Below are 26,191 nucleotides of genomic sequence, written 5' to 3'. Positions count from 1 at the left end.
GCTCTGCGTAACGGAGGGAAGGCTGTGCCTTCTCTTCCTTGCCAGAGCGACGGAGGATAAGCCATGGTCAGTCCCACAACAGCGGCGGCTATCAAGCAAGTGCTCGATGCCACCGAAGCCGACGGTCTGCTTTCGATCGAAGGAATTCGCAAAGAGTTTCCAGGCGTAGTTGCACTCGATAACGTCAAGCTGCGTGTTCGACCCGGAACGGTCCATGCACTCATGGGCGAAAACGGTGCGGGCAAATCGACGCTCATGAAAATCATTGCTGGAATATACCAGCCTGACGCAGGTGAAATCCGCATTCGAGGCGTCCCGACAGTGTTGCAATCGCCTCTCGATGCGCTCGAGCAGGGGATCGCGATGATCCACCAGGAACTTCAGTTGATGAACTGGATGACCGTGGCGGAAAACATCTGGATAAGGCGAGAGCCCAAAAACCGCTTCGGTCTCATTGACCATTCAAAAATGGTAAAGATGACGGAGGAGCTTTTCGCTCGCCTGAACATCTCGCTCGATCCGCGTTCGCAAGTGTCGGAGTTGACGGTGGCTCAAAAGCAGATGGTCGAGATTGCTCGCGCCGTCAGCTACGAGTCGTCTGTCCTCATCATGGATGAACCGACCTCGGCTTTGACCGATCGGGAAGTACAGCATCTCTTTTCCATCATCCGCAGCTTGCGCGAGCGCGGTATTGGTATCGTTTACATCACACACAAAATGAATGAACTCTTCGAGATTGCCGATGAGTTTACGGTTTTCCGCGATGGCAAATACGTCGGCACACATTTTTCGAAGGATGTTAACCGCGACGATATCATTCGCATGATGGTTGGCCGAGACATTACCGATATGTTCCCCAAGATCGATTGCCCTATTGGCGATGTGATCCTTGAAGTGAAGAACCTCACGATCCCTGGCGTTTTCCACGATATTTCCTTCACGCTGAGGCGAGGCGAAATACTGGGTCTGGCGGGCTTGGTGGGTTCCAAGCGATCGAACGTCGCCGAAGCCATTTTTGGTGTCACGCCCGCAAAAACGGGTGAAATCCTGATTGAAGGCAAGCCGGTCAGCATCGGCAGTCCTAGCGCTGCGATGGCACAGGGACTTGCTTTCCTGACAGAGGATCGCAAGGAAACGGGTTGTTTTCTTATCCTGAATTGCCTTGAAAACATCCAGTCCGCTTTGATAACGCGTTCCCATGTGAAGGCGGGATTCGTCGACCAGTCGACGGTCACCAAGTTAGCCGAGGATATGGCGGCAACGCTTCGAGTAAAAACCCCAAACCTCTATGAGGCGGTCGAGAACCTTTCAGGCGGCAACCAGCAGAAGTTGCTGATTGCACGATGGCTGCTGACCAAGCCGCGCATCCTCATTCTCGACGAGCCGACCCGCGGCATCGATGTGGGAGCGAAAGCGGAAATACATCGACTGATCACCGGTTTGGCGGCTGAGGGGGTCGCCGTGCTTATGATCTCGTCGGAACTTCCGGAGGTCTTGGGAATGAGTGACCGGATAGTCGTCATGCATGAAGGTCGGGTTGCTGGTGTTCTCGATCGCGCCGAAGCAACTCAAGTCAAGATAATGGACCTAGCTGCGCGCTAATCGTGCACCGTGGGAGGAATATTGCATTATGAATACGACGACACAGATCAGTACCCAAGACGCGCCAGCACGGCGTCGCTTACCGTCCGAGTTGACAATCCTTCTTGTCCTTGTCGGCATCTCGTTGACGTTCGAACTTCTTGGCTGGATCCTGCAGGGACAGAGTTTTCTAGGGAACACGCAGCGTCTGTCGATTATGATTTTGCAGGTCTCGGTTATCGGGATCATTGCAATCGGGGTAACGCAAGTCATCATTTCAGACGGCATTGATCTAAGCTCCGGTTCCATCGTCGGCGCAACAGCGATGATCTCCATGAGTTTGGCGCAGGTCGGTACTTATGAAAGAGCGCTTTATCCAGGCCTGACCGACCTCCCGGTCGTCGTGCCGGTTGCTGCCGGTTTGCTTGTCGGCCTCATTTGCGGTGCGATCAATGGCCTGCTGATCGCCTATACCAAAATTCCTGCGTTTATTGCGACACTGGGCATGATGGTTACGGCGCGGGGCTTTGCCAAGTGGTACACCAAGGGCCAGCCCATCAGCTTTCCGACCGATGGCTTTGCGGCGATCGGCAAGGGTCTCGCGCCCGTGCTGATTTTTCTGGCAGTGGCAGCGGTCATGCACGTTGTCTTGCGCTACACGCGGTATGGTAAATTTACCTATGCGATCGGAGCCAATTCGCACGCCGCGCGCGTGTCCGGTATTAACGTCGAGCGTCATACGGTGAAAGTCTATGCTGTCGCTGGTCTGTTATCCGGTCTGGCCGGGATCGTCGTGGCTTCACGCGGTCTTACTGCCCAGGCAGGCATGGGCATCAGCTACGAACTCGATGCAATCGCAATGGCCGTCATCGGGGGTGTGTCGCTGTCGGGCGGACGGGGATCGGTCGTGGGAACATTGATCGGGATGGTCATCTTCGGTGTCATCATCTCCGGTTTTACATTCCTGCGCCTCGATGCCTACTACCAGGAAATGCTCAAGGGCGTGATCATTGTCGCAGCCGTCGTGGCTGACATGTACAGGCAACGCAAGCGGGTGAAATCCTGAATCTGTAACTTGCACCAATCCCACGTTGCTGTGATGCCGCGTGGGAATCGAAGACCAGATATGTGAGTAAATTCAATGAAAAAGCTTTTCATGACGGCAACGCTTTGCCTGATCGGTCTGCCTGCCATGGCCGAGACCCGTATCGCGGTTAGCATGACGTCGTTCGACAACCCGTTCCTCACGATCCTGTTGAACGGCATCCGCTCTGGAGCGGAGCACGCCGGAAGCATCGATCTGGTTGCGGAAGATGCGCAGTTGGACCCTGCAAAACAGCTAAGCCAAGTGCAGAACTTCATAGCGAACGGCGTCGACGCGATCATTGTCAATGCCGTTGACGGTGACTCGACGGCGGCGATTACGCGGGCGGCGGCTGACGCCAAGATCCCACTCGTTTATGTGAACCACCCGCCGGCCGAACTTGATTTCGGTTTGCCCGCAGGAGCTGCCTTTGTTGGCTCCAACGAGACGGATTCCGGCACCATGCAGGCACAGGCCGCCTGTAAGTTGATGGGCGGCAAGGGCCGGGCCGTTATCCTGATGGGACCACTCGAAAATCATGCGGCTCTGGTTCGTACCAAGGATGTAGAAAACGTTTTTGCCGCTCCCGACTGCAAGATTGAAGTCGCCGAAAAGCAGACCGCCAACTGGAACAGAACACAGGCGCAAGATCTGGTTTCTTCCTGGCTCACGGCTGGCGTGAAGTTCGACGCGGTGATTGCCAACAATGACGAGATGGCCATTGGCGCGGTTCAGGCCTTGAAGACTGCAGGCGTCGATATGAAGGACGTCGTCATAGCCGGTATCGATGCGACGCCAGATGGCCTGGCGGCGATGAAGGCAGGCGATATCGACATTACCGTCTACCAGAATGCCACGAAACAGGGCGAGGTTGCAGTACAGGCTGCCGCCAAAATGGCGTCCGGAGAAAATGTCGAGAAGACGCTCTGGGTGCCATTCGAACTCGTCACGCCCGACAACATGTCGACCTACAAGTAATGCGGCAGGGTTCAGACCTATCTAGGGGAGTTTGCAATGAAACATACACTTGACCCACACATGTTCCGGCACCTGTCGCTTGAAGACACCTGCCGGAAGGTCGCAGATCTTGGATATGATTACGTCGAGCTGTCACCGCGTCCCGACTTTCTGTCCTGGTGGACGAGACCAAAGGTCTATCCGTTGCGCATTGCCTCCTTCAAAAAGGCTTTAAAAGACCATGGCGTCGGTCTCGCAACGCTCCAGCCGATGTACCGTTGGGCCAGCCCCTATCAGGATGAATGGGACAACGCGATAGACAACTGGAAGCGTGTCATCGAAATCGCAGTCGAGATGGATTGCCCGATGCTTGTTTCGGAGTTCGGACGCGGTGGCTCGCCGGAACGAAGCTTGAACGACCGTTCTGGTCTGCATCGCCCCGAGACCTGCGAAGCACAGTTCTTCCGCGCCATGGACATCCTCGTTCCCCTTCTCGAAAAGGAGGGGCTGATCCTTTCGCTCGAGGCACATCCTGAGGACTGGATAGAACAGATCGCGCCTGCCATCGATATCATCAAGACGATCGATTCGCCGTCCGTGAAAGCGTCTTTCATCGCGCCACATACGTTCTTCTACGGGCCAGACATGGTCGCCAATCTGCGCGCCACCGAAGGTCATCTGGTGCATGTGAGGTTGGCTGACACTTACGACCATAACAAGTCGTCTGAGCTCCGCTACATCGTCAATCCGCCAGGCTCGAAGGTACGTGTCCATCAGCACACCGATTTTGGCCAGGGTGAGATCGACTTCGACACACTGTTCGCGACCCTCGCGGACATGAAATTCGACGGCGTTCTCTCAAACTGCGTTTTCGCATGGGAAGACCGCGTCGATGAAAGTGCGCGCTTTATGCTTGATGAAACTCGGCGCTACGTCGCCAAATATTGGAATGAGGCTTGAAATGACTGTCAGAATCGGTGTCATCGGCACGGGTGCCATCGGGCGCGACCACGCTCGCCGCATCAATAACGTCCTTAGCGGCGCAAACATCGTTGCTCTCAGCGACGTCAACAAAGCCTCGGCCGAGGCGGTCAAGAACGACGTAGCCCCAGACGCAACGGTCTTCGAAACAGGGGAGGCTCTCATTGCTTCGCCTGATGTCGATGCGGTTCTCGTCACCTCGTGGGGCGCGACGCACGAACAATATGTTCTTGCCGCGATTGAAGCTGGCAAGCCATGCTTTTGCGAAAAGCCCTTAGCGACGACCGCCGAAGGTGCAAAACGTATCGTCGATGCGGAAGTGGCTCATGGAAAACGGCTTGTGCAGGTTGGCTTCATGCGCCGCTATGATGCGGGATATGTTGCCCTCAAGCACGCAGTCGACACCCAGATCGGTGCACCGATCATGGTTCACGCTGCGCACCGTAATCCCGCCGTGCCGGAGCAATACGTCACGCCGATGGCCATCCATGACACGATGATCCACGAAATCGACGTGCTGCGCTGGTTGCTTGATGATGACTACGTCTCGGCAAGAGTGCTTTTTCCGCGGTCTTCCGCGCGTAGCCACGCCAAACTGCGCGACCCGCAGATTGTGATCCTGGAAACCGCCAAGGGAACGATCATCGACGTCGAGATTTTCGTGAACTGCCATTATGGCTATGACATCCAATGCCAAGTCGTCGGCGAAGACGGTATCGCGAACCTTCCCGATCCTATGGCGATCCCGCTGCGTCTCGGTGCCAAAAAGCAGAGCGAAATCCTGACAGACTGGAAAGACCGTTTCATCGCCAGCTATGACGTGGAACTGCAGGATTTCATCAAGGCTGCTGCAAAGGGTACGGCGTCCGGACCAAACTCCTGGGACGGTTATGTCGCGGCCATCACATCCGATGCCTGCGTAACGGCACAGGAGTCCGAAGGCGCGGCGATTGCCATCAACCTTCCCACTCGTCCAGCTCTTTATAACTGAGGTCCGTCATGCGTTTCGCTATCAACCACATCACAGCGCCAAAGCTTTCGCTTGTGGACTTCTTCGCGGCAGCCCGTAATCTCGGGCTGACCGAGGTCGAGATCCGCAACGATCTTCCCGATATCGTCAACACAATACCGGCTGCCGAAGTCAAGGCTGCGGCGCAGAAGGCGGGGGTGGACATCATTTCCATCAATGCTCTCTACCCCTTCAACGTCTGGTCCGGCGAACTGCCGAACAAGGCGATCGCCCTTGCGGACTACGCAGCTGCGAGCGGTGCAAAAGCGTTGGTCATGTGCCCGTTGAACGATGGCACCAAGGTCTCGTTCGATGATCTCGTTGCCGCGCTAAAGGCCATGAAGCCCATACTTCAAGAGCGCGGTCTGATCGGTCTCGTGGAGCCTCTCGGCTTTCCGATCTCCTCGCTTCGGACCAAGAAGGAAGCGCTGCGTGCTATTGATGCAGCCGAAGGCGGCGATGTCTACAAGTTGATGCACGATACGTTTCACCATCATCTTTCGGGTGAAACCGAGTTTTTCCCCGACCGGACTGGTCTGGTCCATATTTCGGGTGTCGTGGACCCGGATGTCTACGTCAACGATATGCTCGATGCGCATCGCGTCCTTGTAGATTCACATGACCGATTGGAAAATATCGCTCAGATCAAGGCGATGAACGCCGGTGGTTACCAAGGCCCCTACAGCTTCGAGCCGTTTGCCGATGAGGTCCACGACCTTTCCGATCCTGAAGTGTCCGTTCGCGAAAGCATGGACTACGTGTCGTCCAAGCTTTGACATAACAACCCGTGCCTGCGCGAGACGTGCAGGCACGGAAAGGCTCATGAACTGCCGCGTTGCCGGAGAATAATATGAACAAGTCACTGGATGTCATCACGATCGGACGATCCTCCGTCGATCTTTACGGGGCTCAAATCGGCGGCCGTTTGGAGGACATGGGATCTTTCAACAAATATATTGGCGGATCTCCCACCAATATCGCCGCAGGCACCGCCCGCCTTGGTCTGCGTTCTGCTCTGATCACACGCGTCGGCGACGAGCATATGGGGCGCTTTATCCGCGAGGAACTCGCGCGCGAAGGCGTCGATGTGACGGGTGTAAAGACCGACCCTGAGCGCCTGACGGCGCTTGTCCTGCTTGGTATTCGTGACGAAGAGAAATTCCCTCTCATTTTCTACCGCGAAAATTGTGCCGATATGGCGCTTTGCGAAGACGATATTGACGAGACGCTGATAGCCCGTTCGCGGTCGGTTGTCGCGACCGGCACACATCTCAGCCACCCGAGCACCGAAAAGGCTGTGCGGAAGGCTCTGGAGTTGGCGGGCAAGCACGGCGCACGGACCGCGCTCGATATCGACTATCGACCGAACCTCTGGGGTCTGGCGGGCCACGGCGATGGCGAAAGCCGTTTTGTTGAAAGCGGCTCGGTCACGGCCAAGCTACAGGCGACGCTTCACCTGTTTGACCTCATTGTTGGCACCGAAGAAGAGTTTCACATCGCAGGCGGCTCGACAGACACGATCGAGGCGCTGCGCGCAGTGCGCAATGTTTCGAAGGCAACGCTCGTTTGCAAACGCGGTGCTGACGGAGCCGTCGCATTTCGTGGCGCTATTCCCGATACGCTCGACGACGGCGAAAGCGGTCCGGGTTATCCCATCGAAGTTTTCAACGTGCTGGGCGCGGGCGACGGTTTCATGTCTGGCCTTATCAAGGGCTGGCTGGAAAACGCATCATGGCCACGGGCGCTGCAATACGCCAATGCTTGCGGCGCATTTGCGGTCAGCCGCCATGGCTGCACGCCAGCCTATCCCTCGCTGGAGGAACTCGATTTCTTCCTGAAGCGCGGCGTCAAAAACAAGGCGCTGCGTCACGATGCAGAACTAGAGCAGATCCACTGGGCAACGAACCGTCATAATGACTGGTCGACGATGCGGGTCTTCGCATTCGATCACCGTGTCCAACTGGAAGCCATGGAGGGTGCCACGCCGCAGAAGATCGGTCGTTTCAAGGAATTGTGCCTTCAGGCTGCGCTCAAGGTTCAGAACGGACAGCCCGGCTACGGCATTTTGTGCGACAACCGGCTGGGACGCCGCGCTTTGCATGCAGCATCTGGCACCGGCCTGTGGATCGGTCGGCCCGTCGAATGGCCAGGCTCCCGTCCGCTGACGCTTGAGCCCGAAATTGGTCCTGACTTTGGGGGATTGGATGAATGGCCGCTGGAAAATGTCGTCAAGGTTCTGTGCTTCTGCCATCCTGACGATACGCCTGAAATGTTTGACGCCCATGAGGAAACAATCAAGAGGCTGTTTGCTGCTGCAAGGCGCAACCGTCTTGAGTTCCTGCTGGAAATCATCCCGTCGAAGGTTGGCGCTGTCGATGACGACACCAACGCCACGCTGATCCGTTGGTTCTATGACATCGGCATCTACCCGGATTGGTGGAAGCTAGAACCGATGGCAAGCAAAGCGGCATGGGACAACGCCTGCAAGGCAATCACTGACAATGACCCCAACACGCGGGGTATCGTCGTGCTGGGGCTTGAGGCGCCGGAAGCCGAACTTGCCGCCAGTTTCAGGGTCGCTGCCGGGTTCCCGCTGGTAAAGGGTTTCGCCGTGGGACGCACCATCTTCGCCCAGGCTGCCCGCGACTGGCTGGCCGGAACGATTTCCGACGAAGAGGCAATCGAAGACATGCAGGGCCGTTACCAGCGGCTATGCACCATCTGGCAAGAAGCGCGCATCGCAAGCCAGGACAATGACGCGGCGTTAGCGTCGCAGGGAAGGGTATGATATGACGGAGACCATTCGCCTCACCGCCGCGCAAGCCATGTTCCGCTGGCTTTCCGTTCAGATGACCGAAGATGGAGAGCGTTTCATCGAGGGTGTATGGGCCATTTTCGGCCATGGCAACGTTGCCGGCATCGGAGAAGCGCTGCACGGCATTGGTGATGCCCTGCCGACCTGGCGCGGACAAAACGAACAGACCATGGCGCATGCGGCAATCGCCTATGCCAAGACGAAACGCCGCCAGAAAGCGATGGCGGTAACGTCGTCCATCGGACCCGGCTCGACCAACCTGTTGACCGCCGCAGCTCTTGCCCATGTCAATCGCTTGCCAGTTCTCTTCATTCCCGGAGACGTCTTCGCCAATCGAAGGCCGGATCCGGTTCTTCAGCAGATCGAGGATTTCGACGACGGTACCATGAGCGTGACGGACTGCTTCAAGCCAGTCAGCCGCTATTTCGATCGGATTACGCGCGCCGAACATCTTCTGACTGCGCTGCCTCGGGCCATGCAGGTGATGACGGACCCGACCAATTGCGGCCCGGTGACGCTCGCATTTTGTCAGGACGTTCAAGCCGAAGCCTACGATTATCCGCAATCTTTCTTCGAACCGAAAGTATGGCGTATTCGCCGGCCGGAACCCGACCCCCGTGAAGTGGATGATGTCGTTTCAGCTCTCAAGAAGTCTGTCAATCCTGTGATCGTTGCAGGTGGCGGGGTGCTTTACTCTAGCGCTGAGAACGATCTGCTCGATTTTGTAAAGAAGCATAATATTCCCGTTGTGGAAACGCAGGCAGGCAAAGGTGCTATAGACTGGCAGGAAACGCTGAACTTCGGCTCACCGGGGGTCACTGGTACCGATTGCGGTAACCAGATTGCCGCAAAGGCAGATCTCATACTCGGCGTCGGCACGCGTTTTCAGGACTTTACCACCGGCAGTTGGGCGATCTTCGGCAATCCGGCGCGCAAGCTCGTCTCGGTCAACCTTACCGGCTATGACGCCGCCAAGCATGGCGCTATTCCGCTGGTTTGCGACGCCAAGGTTGCGTTGTCGCGGATTTCCGCCGGACTTGGTTTGCACCGCTTTGCGGACCCGGACTTCGCGGCACGGGAAGCCTGGTTCAAGGCGACCGATGCTGTCACTGCCGCACCGGGTTCGCTGGCATCCAACTTCCTCCCATCCGATGCTCAGGTAATCGGGGCAGTACAAAGGGTTGCTGGGCCTAACACTGTTGCCATGTGTGCGGCAGGAACCATGCCGGGTGCTTTGCAGATACTCTGGCGGGCTGCCGCTGGCGGATATCATATGGAATATGGCTATTCCTGCATGGGCTACGAAGTCGCAGGTGCCTTTGGCATCAAGCTCGCGGCACCAGAGAAGGAGGTCGTGTGCTTCGTTGGCGACGGATCCTACATGCTGGCGAACTCGGAAATCGCGACAGCCGTGATGATGCGCGTTCCCTTCACCATCGTGCTCACGGACAACCGTGGTTATGGCTGCATCAACCGCCTTCAGCAGGAATGCGGCGGTGCCGAGTTCAACAACATGTACATAGATAGCAACATTGAAACCCAGCCGGACATCGATTTCGTGGCACATGCGGCTTCGATGGGTGCCTATGCGGTCAAGGCGAGCGATATCGGCCAGCTTGAAGCAGAGATCGTGCTGGCACGGGACCGCTCCATACCATCGGTGATCGTCATCGATACGGAAGCGGAAACAGGAGCCGGGATCGGTGGCGCCTGGTGGGACGTTGCCGTGCCGGAAGTCGGTGATACCGAAAAACTTAAACTGGCGCGCAAGCACTACGAGGCGAATGCCGCTCGACAGCGCATCAACTGATACCCTTCGACTGCCCGAAAGGATTGACCATGATACTCTACGGAACAAACCCCATTGCCTGGTCCAATGATGACGATCAGACGATCGGCGCGCATCTATCACTCGAGGATTGCCTGTCGGATTGCCGCAAGATCGGCTTCGACGGCATCGAGAAGGGCCACAAGATGCCAAGCGAAGGCACGGCGCTGAAGGCCAAGCTTGGCGAATTCGGCCTGCGTTTTGTCGGCGGTTGGCATTCCACCAACCTTCTCGTGAATGATATCGAGACCGAGAAGGCCGCGTTGCAGACGTTCATCGACATGACGAAGGCTGCCGGCGGCGATCATATCAATGCCTGCGAATGCTCCAACACCGTTCACGGAAGCGAGGGCACACCCGTCAACGACCGGCCGATCATGACCGAGGAACAGTGGACGCGCTTTTCGGAAGGCTACGAGGTGCTCTCGAAGTTCGCTTTCGATCAGGGCGTCAAGATGGGCTACCACCATCACATGGGAACGATTATCGAAAGTGCTGACGATATCGACCGTTTCATGCGTATGGCCGGGCCTTACACCCGCCTTCTGTTGGACACGGGCCACTGCACATTTGGCGGCGCAAACCCTGAAAGCGTCGCTGCGAAATACATGGACCGCGTGACGCATATCCATGCCAAGAATATTCGGCCAGAAATCATGAAACGTGTCCGCGCGGAGAACCTGTCGTTCCTCGACGGTGTGCGTCTGGGCGTATTCACCGTCCCTGGCGACCCGGAAGGCTGCGTGGATTTTGCGCCGGTACTTAAGATTGCGGCCGAGCATCGCTATTCCGGTTGGCTGGTGATCGAGGCCGAGCAGGATAGTGCAGTGCGCGAACCGTTCTACTATCAAAACATGGGTCTGATAGCGCTGAAGTCTGGCGCGCGCGATGCCGGGCTTGACACAGCAACCACCAAAACAACCGCATAGGAAGTCGTCATGAGCATTCTCAAGCGCAGTCCCTTTGGCACGCACGGCAAAGTTCACGAGATTACGCCGCAATCCGCTGGCTGGCGTTATGTCGGCTTCAGCCTTTATCGGTTGCGTGAAGGCGAGACCATTGGCGAGGCGACGGGGAACTCGGAGGTCATCATCGTCATGGTGGAGGGCAAAGCCCGCTTCAATGCCGCTGGCAAGGACTGGGGCGAACTGGGCGAGCGAATGAATGTCTTCGAGAAAACTCCGCCACATTGCCTCTATGTGCCCAATGGTGAGCAGTGGGAAGCAACTGCGACGACCGATTGTACCGTCGGTGTCTGCCTCGCTCCAGGTATCAGCGGGCATGAGGCAAGACGTATCGGCCCGGACGGTATTACGCTGACTCCACGAGGTATCGGTGCCAATCAGCGGTTCATCAATAATATCGCTATGGAGAACGAGGATTACTGCGACAGTTTGCTGGTTACCGAGGTGTTCACACCCGCAGGCAACTGGTCTTCTTATCCAAGCCACCGTCACGACGAGGATGATTTCCCCCGGATCACCTATCTGGAGGAAACCTATTATCATCGCATCAATCCCGAGCAGGGTTTTGGCTTGCAACGGGTCTATACGGACGACGGCTCACTCGATGAGACGATTGCCGTGAAGAACCACGATGTGGTGTTGGTTCCGCGTGGTCATCATCCGTGTGGTGCACCGCATGGGTTCGAGCTTTATTACCTCAACGTCATGGCAGGTCCCTTGCGCAAATGGCGTTTCGTGGCCGATCCAGCCGTCCAGTGGATCATGGACCGTGATGCTCGCTAGATGAAGAGTCAGGATGCCAATATGGCCATCCTGCTACAAAAGGAGGCTGTCTATGCCGCTGATCAAAGTAAATCTGAGGAAAGGTCGTTCGAAAGCCGAGCTAAGATCGCTGCTCGACAAGATACACGATGTCATGGTGGCTGCTTTCAATGTTCCAGAGCGTGATCGATATCAGATCGTCTATGAACATAAGTCTTCACACATGCATGCTCTGGACACGGGTCTCGGTTTCGAGCGAACGGATAAATTTGTGCTCATCGAGGTCGTCTCGCGCCCCAGGAAGCAAAGCGAGAAGTTGGCTTTTTATCGAAACCTTGCGGCGGGTTTGGAGTCGGAGTGTTCAATCGCAGCGTCTGATATCATGGTGTCGTTCGTGGAAAACACGGACGATGATTGGTCTTTTGGGGGAGGGGTTGCCCAATTCGTTACGGGTGAGCTTTGAACCTGAGGCGCCACGCGAGCGAATGAACGGTGCCTGCCGATAAAATGGACCACCAACAGCCAGATCCTCCAGTCGATTTCGACAGCCTGCGCGCACTGATAAAGGCGAAACACACGGCGTTTCCCAAACGCCTGTCCCAGGTGGCACGCTATCTGATCGATAATCCCGACGAAACTGCCCTCGGCTCAGTCGGTTCTATAGCCGAAGCTGCGCAAGTGACTCCTTCAACCGTGATGCGGTTCGCGCAGCTTCTCGGCTATGACGGCTTTACCGCACTGCAGGAAATATTCCGAAGAAACATTCGGGCAAAACTCTCCTTACACGACGACGTGACAGGCTGGAAATCTCCCGAGACGGAAAGGTCATTGCCAAGTCACCCGCTTAGTCAGACAATTGACGCCTGCTGCACCGCTCTGTCTGGGCTGACCAACATGGTTACAACGATAGAGATCGACGGCGCTGTCGAAATCCTGTCACGGGCCCGCTGCGTGTTTATCCAGGGATCACGTTCGACCTTTCCGATGACGGTTGCGCTTCAGCAAGCACTGACGCGAAAAGGTATTCGATGCACGTTGTCGATGGACCTCACTGGCGGAGATGACGTTCTTGCCCTTGCAACTCGTGAAGATGCCGTAATCTTCATCTCACGATCCGCTGATGCCGAACGTGTGTTCCATGCTTCACCTCTGGCGGCAAAGGGCGTTCCGATCATCGCCATCGTCGACTCCAGTCTCAGTCCATATACGGATGTCGCATCGATCAGCTTCAAGCTCGGTAGGCCGGGTGATACGAATGTCCTTATGCCAACGCGGGCGATTGCACTCACTGAGGTGTTGGTAACGCGGTTGGAGCAGAGCCGCGCATGAATGCCGCCTTGGTGACAGCATACCCGCATTCATTCGGCCAAGCCTGCTTGTGCAAATGAAAGATTGATCGTGGTGCGGATGGAATCAAGCGTCTCCATGGTAGCAAGCGTATCCTGTAGCGGCCGACATGGGCTTTCCAATCGTCCGTCGCAAATCGCCCAGGCGACGTCCGCAGCTTCATAGAACAGCCCCTCGAAATGCGCGCCTCTTGGTTCTTCGTAGCGAAGCCGGACCGACCCATCCAGTGACCAGACCTCGAATGCGCCGGGCAGGTGGAATTCCGTATCGAAACGGATCGACCCCTTCGTTCCGACGATGGCGGCATTTGTAGATGTGAATCCGTAGAGCGTTGTCGACATGGTGCCAAGCGCTCCGCTGGTATTGGCGACAACGACCGACAACTGACCATTGACCCCCGCAGGATCGGCCTCACCGAGGCCGACAACGTTGTCCGGCACGCCGAGAAGTTTGACCAGCAGCGAAACCGGATACGTGCCCAGGTCAAGCAACGGTCCACCGGCAAGGCTCGCGTCGAAGATCCGGTGATCGCGGGGGAGATATTCGCCATATTCGGTGTAAACGGACCGTATCTCGCCAATTGTGCCTGCGTCCAGCACCTGCTGGAGCACATCGAATTTCGGCAGAAAATAGGTCCACAGCGCTTCCGCGACGAAAACACCCTTTCGGCGGGCCGCTGAAACCATGGTCTGCGCCTGCGCGAGGTTGAGCGCCATCGGTTTTTCGACAAGCACATGTTTGCCCGCCTCGATGGCGAGCAGTGCATGATCGCAATGCATATTGTGCGGCGATGCGACATAGATGATGTCTATGTCGTGTGCGTTGACGAGACCTTCGTAGCTATCATAAACGCCCGGAATATCCCAACGTGCAGCGAAAGCCTCCGCCGACGCCCGAGATCTTGACCCAACGGCGGCAATGTCCTGCCGTGTATGCGCCTTGACGGATTCCACGAACTTGTCAGCAATCCAGCCTGAACCCAGTATGCCCCATCGCAGAGGCGGCGCTTCCATGACTGACCGGGTGCGTGCGGGAGGTAGGGCTTGGGGAAAAAACATATTTCCTTATCCTTTCATGATGGGCGAATGCCCGTCGCTTAACGGGCGATCGTCTGCCATGTCTTTGTTTCCAGAGACAGTTCCATGGCATCGATGATGCGTTCGTTGGCAAGGCCGAATTCGAAATTTGGAAAGCAGTCGTCGTCGTTGACGATGCCTTCGATCAGATCTCGCACCTCAATCACCTTGACGTCGAAGTAACCAAGGCCGCCACCCGCGAAATCGAAGCCGAAGAAAGCGGAGAACTGCGAGACCTGGCTTCCGGCATAGATCGTCTTGAAGCCACGGTCCGGCTTGGGATCGTTGAAGCGCGAGATTTTCAGTTCGTTGAAACGCTCTCCGTCCATCAGGATGGTGCCTTCCGTGCCAGACACCTCCCAGTAAATGCCGAAGACCTTTCCGGCGGCAACGCGTGACGCTTCGATTGTTCCGCCAGCGCCGCTTGCGAAGCGAACAAGCGTCTGTATTTGGTCCTCGTTTTCGACCACCGCACGCGGAGCTTCACTGCCAGCCTTTGCACCATAACCCGATCCGCCCCGTGGAACGGGCCGTGTTGGGAAAAACGTCTGCGTTTGAGCGATGACGCTTTCAAAATCGCCCATCAAATATTGTGCGACGGAGATCACATGGCTGCCGAGATCGCCAAGAGCGCCGGAGCCTGCGTCTTTGCGTGTGCAACGCCAGGAAAACGGCAGCTCAGGATCGGAGAAGAAGCCCTGGTCGAACCAACCACGGAAGCGCGTCGGCGTGCCGATGTCACCCTTGTCGATCAACTGCTTGGCCAGCATAGCGGCAGGCGTCTTGATGTTGTTGAAGGCCACCATGGTCTTGACGCCCTTGCTTCTAGCGGCGGCGGCCATTTCCTCAGCCTCCTCCAGCGTTACCGAAAGGGGCTTTTCGCAATAGACGTGTTTACCGGCGGCGATTGCTGCCATTGCCATTTCATGGTGCATGGAATTCGGCGAGGTGATGTCGACAACGTCGATTTCAGGGTCTTCGACCAGCTTGCGCCAGTCTCCCGTGCTTCTCTCGAAGCCGAATCGAGCGGCGGCATCTGCGGCCAGCTCGTCCGTCGCATCCGCCAGAAGGCATAGGCGGGGAACGGCAGGCAGATCGCGGTACAGCATACCCGCACGGCGATAGGCATCCGAGTGCGCCTGACCCATGAAGCCGGATCCGATCAGGCCAATATTGAGGGTTTTCTTATTCATGATTTTCATCCTGATGAACGGGGGTATTGGCAAAAGTGTCAAGGACGTGGTTGAAGGCAGCGGTGACGGCGGGGAGTGGCGGGGTAAGTGCCGGATCCTGTTCCGCTTCGACGACCAGCCAGCCACGATAGCCGCTTTGCCGAACGAAGGTGGCCAGCGGGGCAAAATCGATGATCCCGTCGCCCGGCACAGTGAACATGCCTTTCCGCACGCCGGCATTAAAACTCAGATCTCCGCTGCGGACTTCGGCCATCACTGGCCCACGCACATCTTTCAGGTGAATATGAGCGATGCGGTCGTCAAACCGTTCAATCAGACGGGTGTAGTCGAACCCTGCGGCAGTGGCGTGGCCAGTGTCGAGAAGAAGTCCGACGGACGCGCCCGAATTGTCAAACAGGGACGAAATCTCGTCAAATGTTTCGGCCACCATCATCAGGTGATGGTGATAGGCCAGCGCCAGACCATATTCCCCCCTCAGTCGCATACCGAAATCTGTCAGCCGCGCTCCATAGGCGGCAAAATCTTCCTTCGGCATCAGACGTCGCGCGGACATCTGTGCATCCAGCGGGGCACCGGGCGTCATCATGGCCACTTCGCCATAGACCATGACCGACGAACCCATGTCGCGCAGCAACTTGGCGTGATCTGCCACGGCTGCCATCTCTGCATCGACATCGTATTCCGCCAGGCTTCCAGAGTGCCAGCCGGAGGCCAAAGCCAGTCCGCGGTCACTCAGAAGAGGTGCCAATGTCTTGAAGTCGCGGGGCAGCTTGCGCCCGAGTTCGACGCCCTGATAACCGACACTCGCTGCATCATCTAGGCAGGTTTTAAGCGATATGTCGGCACCCAAATCTTCCAGCACGTCGTTGGCCCATGAAAGCGGGCTTACCGCGAGACGAACGCCGCTCGGCAGGTTCGATAATTTTTCGTTCATGATAATCTCCTGCGGAAAACGCTGCAACTAAGGTCGCCAGTCTGGTCCGATGTGAATGGGCATACCGTTCTGCATGGAAACAATCGCCGCCTCTGCAATCCTCTGCGCTTCAAGTCCGTCTCGAATGCCGGCAAGAGGTTCGCGCCCCGTCTCGATCATATCAACGAAGGCCATCATCTCGTGGCGGTAGGCAGCCGCAAAACGTTCGATGAAATAATTCATCGGTGGCGAGGCGCGAAAGCCGCTGACGTCTGCAATCGTGACGCCACGCTGCGGGCGGTTCTCCACATACAGCACCTCTTTCGAGCAAAGCACCTCTAGCCGCTGATCGTAGCCGAAGGGCGCGCGGCGGCAGTTTATCATCTGCACAAACCGGCCAGACGCAGATGTCAGCGTCACCATGGCCGTATCGATATCTCCGGCATCGCCGATCTCCTTGTCGATCAGGCAATTGCCGACCGCATAAACGGTGACGATCTCCTCGCCGAGAAGATAACGTGCCATGTCGAAATCGTGGATCGCCTGATCACGGAACATGCCGCCGGAATGGCTGATATACGCTACAGATGGTGGCGATGGATCGCGGGTGTGCATGACGATATGTTCGAGAGTACCTGCGTCGCCACTCACGACGCGATCACGCACAAAGCGAAAGTCGGGGTCATAGCGGCGCTGGAAAGCAAGAAAGCAGGCCACGCCGGATACCTCTACAGCATTGGTGACCGCCTCCACTGTCGCAAAATTCAGGCTGACAGGCTTTTCGCAAAAGATGGCCTTGCCGGATCTAGCCGCTTTCAGTAGCAGTTCGGCATGTGTATCGGTCGAACTGGCGATGATGACACCGTCGATTGACGAGTCTGAGAACACCGTGTCTGCCGAAACGCTTTCTGCACCGAGCCGAGCCGCAAGAAGCGCCTGATGCTCACCAGCAATTGGGTCGACAAGATATTTGATCTGCACCGAGCCCAGGCCGCTCGCATTTATCGCGTGCACATGCCCAATACGACCCGCGCCGAAGACAGCGAGATTGATCATTGATAGCCTCCCATTCCTTCCCGGTGCTGTTATGGCTTCATCCGGGTTGTGGGCAGACTAGCCTGGTGTTACTGATGGAAAACGTCAATTTTTGAAGAGATATCTTCAAATGGAGATGAACGATGAGCAAACCTACTGCTCAGGATCTAGCATCTGCAGCAGGCGTGTCGCTGTCGACCGTCGACCGTGTTCTTAACAATCGTGGCGGCGTGAGCGAGGACAGAGAACGCCGTGTGCTCGAGCATGCGCGCAAGCTCAAGATCGACAGGGCGCTGAACCAGCGGGCAGCACGCACCCTTCGCATCGCGGTTCTGCTCCAGCCGAGATCAAACCCTTTTCATGCGTTGGTTCAAGATCATTTTGAGGCAGCAAACCGGAATTTCGCTTTCTATAATCTCCAGTTCCAAGTGCATCATATCAACCCCCTGCGTCCTGCTGTAACGGCACAGTTGATAAATTCCCTATCTTCACGCTGCGATGCACTTGCCATAATCAGTCCGCAAAATGCGGCAGTCGCGGCGGCGTTGAGGGCATTTGGTCAAGGTGGAAAGCCCGTCGTCACCATGGTAACCGATCTTCGCGATGCTGAAAGATATGCCTATGTCGGACCAGACAACAGGAAAGCGGGCCGTGTCGCGGGCGATTTAATGGGACGTTTGCTCGGCCGGGACGGCGGGGAAATTGTCGTCATCGCGGGTCTGATCAGCATGATAGGCCATGAGGAGCGCGAGATGGGGTTCCGGACCGTTCTGCGTGAGCGCTATCCCCAGTGCAAGGTGACCGAGGTGCTCGAAAGCATGGAGCGCGGAGATGTGGCAGGTGACCTCGTTTTCAACGCGTTGAGAAAAAATCCAGCTATACGAGGCATCTATAATGCGTCTGCGGGCGCTCAAACGGTGGTCAACGCCATGACGAAGCTTGGCAAGAACAAAGACGTGATTTTCATCACCCATGAGCTCACGAAAGACCGTCGTCATTTGATGCGAGATGGAATGATTGACGCAATCATCGATCAGGATCCAGAGACGGAGGTGCGGACTGCGGTAGAAGCGCTCGCCGCTTATTTTGGAAGAACGGAAAAGTGCCTTCTGTCCCTTATCACTCCCATACAGATACATATGATTGAGAACAGCTAGAGGCATTCGTTTAGGGTAAGAACCTTGACTTATGTGCAGATCAACACCGCTAAGACCTCTCTTCTACCTCGCTAAAATGACGGTCTGCTCGGCCGATTTTTCTAAATGAGAGCAAACAGAAAATCGCTAAAGTGCGGTTTTCGTCGTTTATCAATGTGCGTCACAATTCTCCAAATTCCTATATGTGTTGCTGGAAAGTAGACGTGCTTGCCCTCCGAGCAGATTAGGACTTCATTACTTGTCACCAAAATCTATTATTGTGCACTTCGGCGGAATAAGAATTCTCCAAAATAAAAAATCGGAATTATTATTCCGATACATTATAATATATTCAATTTATTGTTCCTGGTAATGATTATCCTCGTGAAATTATAAGGGGAAATTAACCATGCATAGCCTAAATTACCCTTGAATAAAGGGGGCTTACATAAATGCGATTATCTGTAGTTGTTACATCAATCTTATTGTTGGGGACGAGCTGTGTTGAGGCAAAGACACTCGGAGTGTCGATCGCCAACGCGAATGACGCTTTTCTTCACAGCCTGCTAGGTGGCATCAAGAATGCCGCCGATAAGATGCCAGACATGAAATTGCGTGTCGAAGACGCTGGTGGCGATCCTTCGCGTCAAATGGAGCAGATCAGTAAGCTGGCGGCCGACCGCGTCGATGCAATGATCGTCATCCTTTCGGATGGCGACCTCGGAGCAAAGATTTCGCAGATTGGCACCACCGCCAGCATACCCGTTGTCTATGTCAACAACGTTCCAGTCAATTCCGCCGAGCTTCCCGCTCATCAAACCGTGGTCGCCTCAGATGAAGTTGAAAGCGGAACGATGGAAACCCAGGAGGTTTGTCGCCTTCTAGGAGGCAAAGGCAAAGCTGTCGTTTTGATCGGAGAGTATTTCCATCCTGCAGCACGCACACGCACGAAGGACATCGATAGCGTTTTGTCCACCGATGCATGCAAGGGAATTTCCATACTAGAGAGGCAATCGGCGAACTGGTCACGTGACCAGGCTGATAATCTGATGCAAGAATGGCTGACCGCTGGCGTGAAGTTCGATGCCGTTATCGCAAATAACGATGAAATGGCTCTTGGTGCGATCCGGGCCATGAAGCGAAACAACATGCAAATGGATAAGGTTGTGGTGAGCGGCATCGATGCGACGTCGGATGCGCTTGACGCGATGGCTGCGGGCGACCTCGATGTCAGTGTCCTTCAAAATGCCCCTCAACAGGGTTCCAAGGGCGTCGAGGCGGCCATTAAGCTTATGGATGGCGGAACCGTACCTGCTTTTATTAAGGTGCCTTTCGAGCTGGTTACTCCGGTCAATCTGAAATCCTACTTGGTTAAAAGCCAGTGATCCGCGCAAACAAAGATATTGGAAGGGACTAAGATGACTTTCTGGAAAAAATCAGGAATCAGGACGCAAATCACCCTCGGCTTTCTGCCGCTCATCTTGCTTATGAGCGCTCTCACCTTCGTGGGAAATGATGGACTGGGACGCTTGTCGAACGTGTTCTCCAGCTTCCGCTACACAGCAGCGCAGAGCCTGGCCATTTTTGACTATAACGTACAGCTGCAACGTATCCGTCTCGCGGCAGAGGCTTATCGCTCTAATCCGTCCGACTCAATCGCATCACAGCTTCAGGACGCCGTGAAAGCGTTTGCGATAGACGATCCGCGCATGGCGTCTGACGCTGACCTTCAGTCTGGTTTGAATGTAGTGCGTCGCGATGTTGCAGATTACAACACTGCCTTCGGAAAGCTGGTCGATCTCCAGAAGAAAAAAGAAGTTCTTCTTGGCAAGGTCACCGAATTCGGCCCGTGGACCATCATCGCGCTGAAAGATATCCAGCGTTCGGCGTGGCGCAAGAACGACACGAACGCGCTTTATAAAACCGGCGAGGTCATCAACCTTATGAACCAGAGCCTGTATTATTCCGAACGATTTGTTCACTCCGGTGATCTCTCGGCATATGGCTCGGCCCAGACTACCCTGAATGACGCGCTCAAGGGCGCGGATGCCGTGGTGGCGTCCAGCTCCGATAAGTCTCAGGCAGGGCGTGCTGATGCCGCACGACGTTTGATGCGCAACTACACCAATCGCCTTGATGAAGTTCGCGATGCTTGGCTTCAGAGCAACGAGATACGATCGACACAGATAGACGTTCTGGGTCCGAAGATTGCATCGTCATTCGATGCCCTGCTTGCCAAGGTGACGGGCAATCAGAACAGTTTGGGTGAAACAGCGAAGGCGACCGCAAGTGACACTGCGTCCAAGACCTTCATAATATCGGCAATTCTCATCGTTATCGGCCTTGTACTAGCGTATGTTATCGGCCGTCTTATATCCGCCGCCGTAAGCCGGATGGCCGTCACCATGGAGCAACTCGCCCACGGGAATGACAATGTGTCGATCCAAGGAACCGAATATCGGCATGAGCTTGGCGCCATGGCGCGTTCGTTGCTCGTGTTCCAGGAAACGGGGCGCGGCAAGGTCGCAGCCGAGCTGGCGGCTGAAAGAACGCGGCTTGCTGCTGAAAACGAGCGCTTGGCGCAAGAGCGTGACAAGGCAGAAGAGGCTGTGCGAATGGCACACGCGTTCGAACAGATATCGCTTGGTCTCGATGCCCTCTCGCGCGGCGATCTTACAGTGCGTATCGGAACCGTTGACGAGCGGTACGAGCAAATACGCAACCACTTCAATACGTCGGTTGCCTCGTTGGAAGAAACCATCGGTACGGTAGCGACAGCCGTCAGCACGATCCGTTCCGGTCTTGAAGAAATCTCGTCTGCCTCCAACGATCTGGCTCGTCGTACAGAACAGCAGGCTGCATCTTTGGAAGAAACTGTCGCAGCTCTGGGTGACGTATCGCATCGCGTCCATGGAACAGCAGAGGGGGCTGGACTTGCGCAACAGACAGTTGCTGCTGCCCGCAACAACGCGACCAGAGGAGGTGAAATCGTGGCAAGTGCCGTGCAGGCGATGACTGCTATTCAGGACTCTTCCACGAAGATCGGGAACATCATCGGTGTCATCGATGAAATCGCCTTCCAGACCAACCTTCTGGCTTTGAACGCTGGTGTCGAGGCCGCGCGTGCAGGTGAGGCGGGCAAGGGCTTTGCCGTTGTCGCGCAGGAAGTGCGCGAACTGGCGCAACGCTCCGCAAACGCAGCCAAGGAAATCAAAACATTGATCTCCACGTCAAGTGCACAGGTACAGACAGGTGTTGATCTGGTCAGCGCCACAGGCTCTTCATTGAGTGACATCGTTGACCAAGTTGTGAAAATGAGCTCGACGATTACCGAAATCGCGGACTCCGCCCGCGAGCAGGCCATGAGCCTAAAAGAGGTGACAGGTGCGGCTGACCAGATGGACAAAGTAACTCAGCAAAACGCTGCGATGGTGGAAGAGACAACAGCCGCCGCGCAAAACTTAACTCAGGAAACGGAGAGCCTCGCTGAGCTGATGCGGCGGTTTCGAACTAGCGCAAAGACTCACGCAGGTAATCAGGGTCGAAGATACGCAGCTTAGCTATGGTATTTTGGTGGGTCGGCAGCGCTACAGTTGCCGACCCACCACAAGTTCCATAGTAAGCTTCGCCCCTGTTAGATCGCGCCGGACGGAAAGCAGGAGTTGGTTACAGAGGTCAGGCGAGAGTGTATTTGCATTTCGGAAGTTCAGATTCTTTCAAGGTGGTCCTGAGTGTGATGGGAGTCCTATTCGCCGCGTTTCATGTACTAATTCGAAAGCGTCGCATCTAACTGGGTGCCGTCATCAGCTCAGACTGCAGCCAGCCTGCGAACTCGCGGGCAAGACGTCGTTGGCTCCCGGATTTTGGGTAGGCAAGGTAGTGGCCAATGTAACGGTTGTCGCGACTTTTGCCGCTGAACGGCCGTACCAGCCGGCCGCCTTCGAGGCCACGTCGGGCCAGTACGTTTGATTCCAGCGCGATGCCGAGCCCGTTGGCGGCGGCATCGAGGGCGAGGAACGACCGGTCGAAGGACATCGCCGGCTGGGGTGGCGGGCCTAGATCATTGGCCTCGAACCAGTCCACCCATTGGATCCGCTTCAGGTCGCTGCGGATGAGTGGCGACAGTGTCAGATCGCGCATGGACTTGAGGCTCGCCGCAAATTCCGGCGAACACAACGGCGACACGATTTCCTCCCCGAGTGGGATCACGATGAGATCTTCTCGGTTGAGCGGTTCGCCGTAGACGATATCGACATCGAACAACCCGTCGACAAAGCGGGCATAGGCGGTGCTCGCCGCAATCCTCACCTCGACACCCGTATTCTGCCTGAGGAACGACGGAAGCAGAGGGGACAGGACCTGTGCGGCAAAGCTCGGAGCGCTGTGAACTCTTAACAAATGCGCCCGGTTCGATGAGATTGCCTCAATACCCCGCCGAAGCTCTTCGAAAGCGCTCGATGCATGTGTCAGCATCGTCTGACCCGAATGCGTTAGCGTCACATTGCGCGTCGTGCGCTCAAACAGTGCGACACCCAGGCTCTTTTCCAACCCCTTTATCGCGTGGCTGACGGCGCTGGGTGACAGGTTCAACTCGTCTGCGGCAGCCCGAAACGATCCAAGGCGGGCAGCCGATTCGAAGATGCGAAATGCAGACAGGGAGGCGATGTTTAGCATTCAATTAGTGAAGCAGATTCACCTGCCAGTGTAAATAACCCGTTTGTGGCGAGGCCAGCGTTTTGGCAAGCTGCTGATATGCGGTGCCAGTCGTCGTTGAGGAGCAGACCGGTGTCGAGGAGGCATCGGGAGGAGAACAGATATGTTGTTGCAAGGGAAAACCGCAGTCATTTCTGGCGCGGCAAGCAAGCGCGGTATTGGCCGCGCGACAGCCGAATTATTTGTCGAGCACGGTGCGCGCGTCGCTATTCTCGATATCGACGGCGATGCGGCGGAACAAGCCGCAGGCGAATTACAGCCGGTGCCGCATGGCAGCCATCTCGGGATGCGATGCGATGTGTCGAACAAGGCATCCTGTTTGGCTGCGGCAACCAGGGTCGAGTCTGCTTTCGGCAAGATTGATTCACTCATAAACAATGCCGGTATCACCCAGCCGGTCAAAACGCTGGATATCACGGAAGGCGACTGGGACCGCATCATTGCCGTCAACATGACCGGCATTCTATTCCTCAGCCAGGCATTCATTCCAGGCATGCGCGACAATGGCGGCGGATCGATCGCCTGTATCTCCTCTGTTTCGGCGCAGCGTGGCGGCGGCATCTTCGGCGGTCCGCACTACTCTGCCGCCAAGGCCGGCGTGCTGGGCCTCGCCAAGGCCATGGCCCGCGAGTTCGGGCCGGTCGGTATTCGCGTCAATTCGGTGACACCCGGCCTGATCCAGACCGACATTACCGGCGGCAAGCTGACCGACAATATGCGCACCGAAATCATCAAGGGTATTCCGCTCAGCCGGCTTGGAGATGCGCGCGACGTCGCCAACATTTACCTTTTCCTGGCGTCCGACCTGTCGGCCTACGTCACCGGTGCTGTGATCGATGTCAATGGTGGAATGCTGATCCACTGATCGGCGGCATCGCCAATGTAATTTCGAGGAGATGCCATCCGATGGCAAAAATGGGTCACAATATCAGCCTGTGCGAGCGCGCTCGGCGTATCAGGCGCCACGCGCTCAGGATGGGCGAAGTGCAGGGGCAGGGCTATATCGCCCAGGCACTCGGCGTTGCCGACGTGTTGGCGGTTTCGTATTTCCATGCAACAAATTACCGTGCCGACGATCCTGAATGGGAAGGGCGCGATCGCTTTCTCCTGTCGATCGGACATTACGCCATCGCGCTTTATGCCGCCCTGATCGAAGCCAAGATTCTTCCCGAGGACGAACTCGAAACCTACGGCACGGATGAAAGCCGGCTGCCGATGTCCGGCATGGCAAGCTATACTCCGGGAATGGAAATCACCGGCGGATCGCTCGGACATGGGCTTGGAATTGCAGTCGGTATGTCGCTTGCGCTCAAGCGCAAGAAATCGGATGCCTTCGTCTACAACCTTTTTTCCGATGGAGAACTAGACGAGGGATCGACGTGGGAGGCGGCGATGTCGGCAGGCTCCTACAAGCTGGACAATCTCATCGGTATCGTCGACGTCAATCAGATGCAAGCGGACGGCCCCTCGATGGGCGTTCTCAATTTCGAGCCGCTCGGGCCGAAGTTCGAAGCATTCAACTGGTTCGTCCAACGGGTCGACGGCAACGATCTCGATGCTCTGGTTGCCGCCTTCGATGCTGCCCGCCATCACAAGGGAGAGCAGCCGAGAATGATCGTCTGTGATACGAAGATGGCAAAGGGCGTGCCCTTCTTGGAGGCGCGCGAGCGAAACCACTTCCTTCGGGTTGAGCCGGACGAGTGGAAGGAAGCAATTAGGATTATCGATGCGGGGGCAGGGGAATGAGGCGTTCAAAATACATCCGGCCGGATTTTTTGACCCATGGTGGTGACCGTCCGCGCCTGACCACCTCGGCGATGATCGCCTCGATCGCCGGACCGGAACAACCGACAAAGCCAGCGCCGTTTGGGAACGCGCTTGCTGCGTTGGCGGAAAACAACGACCTCATCGTCGGGATGTCTGCCGATCTTGCGAAATATACCGACCTACACGTTTTCCGTGCCGCCCATCCCGACAAGTTCTACCAGATGGGCATGGCCGAGCAACTGTTGATGATGGCTGCTTCGGGAATGGCGCGCGAGGGTTTTCAGCCCTGGGTCACCACATATGCTGTCTTTGCAGCGCGTCGCGCCTACGACTTCATCTGCCTGGCTATCGCCGAGGAAATGCTGGACGTCAAGGTCGTCTGCGCTTTGCCCGGCCTGACGACCGGCTATGGTCCCAGCCACCAGGCGACCGAGGATATCGCCATGTTCCGCGGTATGCCGAACTTGACGATCGTCGATCCCTGCGATGCAAGCGAGATAGAACAGGCCGTGCCTGCCATCTCCGCCCACAAGGGGCCGGTCTATATGCGTCTGTTGCGCGGTAACGTGCCCCTGGTGCTCGACGAGTACGGCTACAAGTTCGAACTCGGCAAGGCAAAGCTCATCCGGGACGGCAGGGATGTTCTGATCATCTCGTCCGGCCTGATGACTATGCGCGCGCTGGAAGCCGCAAAAGACCTGCAGAAGGATGGCATCGATACCGCCGTTCTGCATGTGTCGACGATCAAGCCTCTCGACGAGGCGACGATCCTGGCGGAGTGCCGCAAGCAGAACAGACTTGTGGTCGTGGCGGAAAATCACACCGTGATAGGCGGGCTGGGAGAAGCCGTCGCCGCGACACTGATGCGCTCTGAAGTCAGGCCTGCCGCATTCCGGCAGATCGGGCTTCCCGATGAATTCCTAGAGGCTGGAGCGCTTCCGACACTGCACGACCAGTATGGTCTTTCGAGGCTCAAGGTTAAGGCGGCGATAAAGTCATGGCTGGATGAGTAAACGCATGTAACGACCC

23 protein-coding genes are annotated in these 26,191 nt (G+C 56.3%); 18 read left to right on the top strand and 5 right to left on the bottom strand.

Annotated features, from left to right (window positions below):
- The first annotated feature begins 63 nt into the window (after positions 1-63).
- The 12 genes from RRU01S_RS21485 to RRU01S_RS21430 all read left to right on the top strand — a co-directional run bounded on the left by RRU01S_RS21485 (position 64) and on the right by RRU01S_RS21430 (position 13,311).
- Positions 64-1,602 carry a sugar ABC transporter ATP-binding protein gene (locus RRU01S_RS21485; RefSeq protein WP_077106978.1) on the top strand — a complete coding sequence of 513 codons (1,539 nt, stop codon included), beginning with the start codon at positions 64-66 and terminating at the stop codon, positions 1,600-1,602.
- Between the two features lie 28 nt (positions 1,603-1,630).
- Positions 1,631-2,647 (top strand): ABC transporter permease, encoded by a 1,017-nt coding sequence (locus RRU01S_RS21480; protein WP_045232269.1) that lies wholly within the window; start codon positions 1,631-1,633, stop codon positions 2,645-2,647.
- Positions 2,648-2,722: 75 nt separating this feature from the next.
- Positions 2,723-3,643, top strand: coding sequence for a substrate-binding domain-containing protein (locus RRU01S_RS21475; RefSeq protein ID WP_045232268.1), 921 nt, complete (start codon positions 2,723-2,725; stop codon positions 3,641-3,643).
- A 36-nt stretch (positions 3,644-3,679) separates the two neighbouring features.
- On the top strand, positions 3,680-4,582 hold the full coding sequence (locus RRU01S_RS21470; RefSeq protein WP_045232267.1) for a sugar phosphate isomerase/epimerase family protein: 903 nt from the start codon (positions 3,680-3,682) through the stop codon (positions 4,580-4,582).
- Between the two features lies 1 nt (position 4,583).
- Positions 4,584-5,594, top strand: coding sequence for a Gfo/Idh/MocA family protein (locus RRU01S_RS21465; RefSeq protein WP_045232266.1), 1,011 nt, complete (start codon positions 4,584-4,586; stop codon positions 5,592-5,594).
- 8 nt (positions 5,595-5,602) lie between these two features.
- Positions 5,603-6,388, top strand: a complete 786-nt coding sequence (locus RRU01S_RS21460; protein ID WP_045232265.1) for a TIM barrel protein — start codon at positions 5,603-5,605, stop codon at positions 6,386-6,388.
- Positions 6,389-6,462: 74 nt separating this feature from the next.
- On the top strand, positions 6,463-8,400 hold the full coding sequence (locus RRU01S_RS21455; protein ID WP_045232264.1) for a bifunctional 5-dehydro-2-deoxygluconokinase/5-dehydro-2-deoxyphosphogluconate aldolase: 1,938 nt from the start codon (positions 6,463-6,465) through the stop codon (positions 8,398-8,400).
- 1 nt (position 8,401) lies between these two features.
- On the top strand, positions 8,402-10,237 hold the full coding sequence (iolD, locus tag RRU01S_RS21450) for a 3D-(3,5/4)-trihydroxycyclohexane-1,2-dione acylhydrolase (decyclizing) (protein ID WP_045232263.1): 1,836 nt from the start codon (positions 8,402-8,404) through the stop codon (positions 10,235-10,237).
- Positions 10,238-10,266: 29 nt separating this feature from the next.
- Positions 10,267-11,184 (top strand): myo-inosose-2 dehydratase, encoded by a 918-nt coding sequence (iolE, locus tag RRU01S_RS21445; protein ID WP_045232262.1) that lies wholly within the window; start codon positions 10,267-10,269, stop codon positions 11,182-11,184.
- Between the two features lie 9 nt (positions 11,185-11,193).
- Positions 11,194-12,003 (top strand): 5-deoxy-glucuronate isomerase, encoded by an 810-nt coding sequence (gene iolB / locus RRU01S_RS21440; RefSeq protein WP_045232261.1) that lies wholly within the window; start codon positions 11,194-11,196, stop codon positions 12,001-12,003.
- 52 nt (positions 12,004-12,055) lie between these two features.
- Positions 12,056-12,445: a tautomerase family protein gene (locus RRU01S_RS21435; protein ID WP_042619145.1), complete on the top strand. Its 390-nt coding sequence runs from the start codon at positions 12,056-12,058 to the stop codon at positions 12,443-12,445.
- Positions 12,446-12,474: 29 nt separating this feature from the next.
- Positions 12,475-13,311 (top strand): MurR/RpiR family transcriptional regulator, encoded by an 837-nt coding sequence (locus tag RRU01S_RS21430; RefSeq protein WP_045232260.1) that lies wholly within the window; start codon positions 12,475-12,477, stop codon positions 13,309-13,311.
- Positions 13,312-13,340: 29 nt separating this feature from the next.
- Here RRU01S_RS21430 and RRU01S_RS21425 read toward each other — a convergent pair whose 3' ends face one another.
- The 4 genes from RRU01S_RS21425 to iolG are packed head-to-tail and all read right to left on the bottom strand — an operon-like array spanning position 13,341 to position 17,567.
- The gene (locus RRU01S_RS21425; RefSeq protein WP_045232259.1) at positions 13,341-14,387 is read right to left on the bottom strand and encodes a Gfo/Idh/MocA family protein; all 1,047 of its coding nucleotides are present in this window, start codon (positions 14,385-14,387) and stop codon (positions 13,341-13,343) included.
- 38 nt (positions 14,388-14,425) lie between these two features.
- Entirely contained in the window at positions 14,426-15,598 is a 1,173-nt protein-coding gene (locus RRU01S_RS21420; RefSeq protein WP_045232312.1) for a Gfo/Idh/MocA family protein, read from the bottom strand.
- Positions 15,591-16,532 (bottom strand): myo-inosose-2 dehydratase, encoded by a 942-nt coding sequence (gene iolE / locus RRU01S_RS21415; protein WP_045232311.1) that lies wholly within the window; start codon positions 16,530-16,532, stop codon positions 15,591-15,593. Before iolE (RRU01S_RS21415) ends, RRU01S_RS21420 begins: the two co-directional genes overlap by 8 nt.
- Before the next feature lie 27 nt (positions 16,533-16,559).
- Positions 16,560-17,567: an inositol 2-dehydrogenase gene (gene iolG / locus RRU01S_RS21410; RefSeq protein WP_045232258.1), complete on the bottom strand. Its 1,008-nt coding sequence runs from the start codon at positions 17,565-17,567 to the stop codon at positions 16,560-16,562.
- A gap of 122 nt (positions 17,568-17,689) precedes the next feature.
- Here iolG and RRU01S_RS21405 point away from each other — a divergent pair, with 122 nt between their 5' ends.
- The 3 genes from RRU01S_RS21405 to RRU01S_RS21395 all read left to right on the top strand — a co-directional run bounded on the left by RRU01S_RS21405 (position 17,690) and on the right by RRU01S_RS21395 (position 22,242).
- Complete coding sequence (locus tag RRU01S_RS21405) at positions 17,690-18,703, top strand: LacI family DNA-binding transcriptional regulator (protein WP_045232257.1); 1,014 nt, start codon at positions 17,690-17,692, stop codon at positions 18,701-18,703.
- Positions 18,704-19,134: 431 nt separating this feature from the next.
- Positions 19,135-20,067, top strand: a complete 933-nt coding sequence (locus tag RRU01S_RS21400; protein ID WP_045232256.1) for a substrate-binding domain-containing protein — start codon at positions 19,135-19,137, stop codon at positions 20,065-20,067.
- A gap of 33 nt (positions 20,068-20,100) precedes the next feature.
- Complete coding sequence (locus tag RRU01S_RS21395; protein ID WP_045232255.1) at positions 20,101-22,242, top strand: methyl-accepting chemotaxis protein; 2,142 nt, start codon at positions 20,101-20,103, stop codon at positions 22,240-22,242.
- A gap of 226 nt (positions 22,243-22,468) precedes the next feature.
- Here the strand turns inward: RRU01S_RS21395 and RRU01S_RS21390 are convergent, their stop codons facing one another.
- A complete protein-coding gene (locus tag RRU01S_RS21390) occupies positions 22,469-23,356 on the bottom strand; it encodes a LysR substrate-binding domain-containing protein (RefSeq protein WP_045232254.1) in 888 nt (295 codons plus the stop codon).
- Positions 23,357-23,498: 142 nt separating this feature from the next.
- Here RRU01S_RS21390 and RRU01S_RS21385 point away from each other — a divergent pair, with 142 nt between their 5' ends.
- Genes RRU01S_RS21385 through RRU01S_RS21375 form a run of 3 tightly spaced genes read left to right on the top strand, consistent with a single transcriptional unit; the run spans position 23,499 to position 26,175 of the window.
- Positions 23,499-24,260 (top strand): SDR family NAD(P)-dependent oxidoreductase, encoded by a 762-nt coding sequence (locus tag RRU01S_RS21385; protein ID WP_045232253.1) that lies wholly within the window; start codon positions 23,499-23,501, stop codon positions 24,258-24,260.
- Between the two features lie 41 nt (positions 24,261-24,301).
- A complete protein-coding gene (locus RRU01S_RS21380; protein ID WP_045232252.1) occupies positions 24,302-25,141 on the top strand; it encodes a transketolase in 840 nt (279 codons plus the stop codon).
- A complete protein-coding gene (locus RRU01S_RS21375; protein ID WP_045232251.1) occupies positions 25,138-26,175 on the top strand; it encodes a transketolase family protein in 1,038 nt (345 codons plus the stop codon). The genes RRU01S_RS21380 and RRU01S_RS21375 overlap by 4 nt, the downstream gene beginning before the upstream one ends.
- The last annotated feature ends 16 nt before the right edge of the window (positions 26,176-26,191 follow it).

It is taken from the genome of Agrobacterium rubi TR3 = NBRC 13261, assembly GCF_000739935.1.
Lineage (GTDB): Bacteria > Pseudomonadota > Alphaproteobacteria > Rhizobiales > Rhizobiaceae > Agrobacterium > Agrobacterium rubi.
This window is presented reverse-complemented; position numbering and strand designations above follow the sequence as displayed.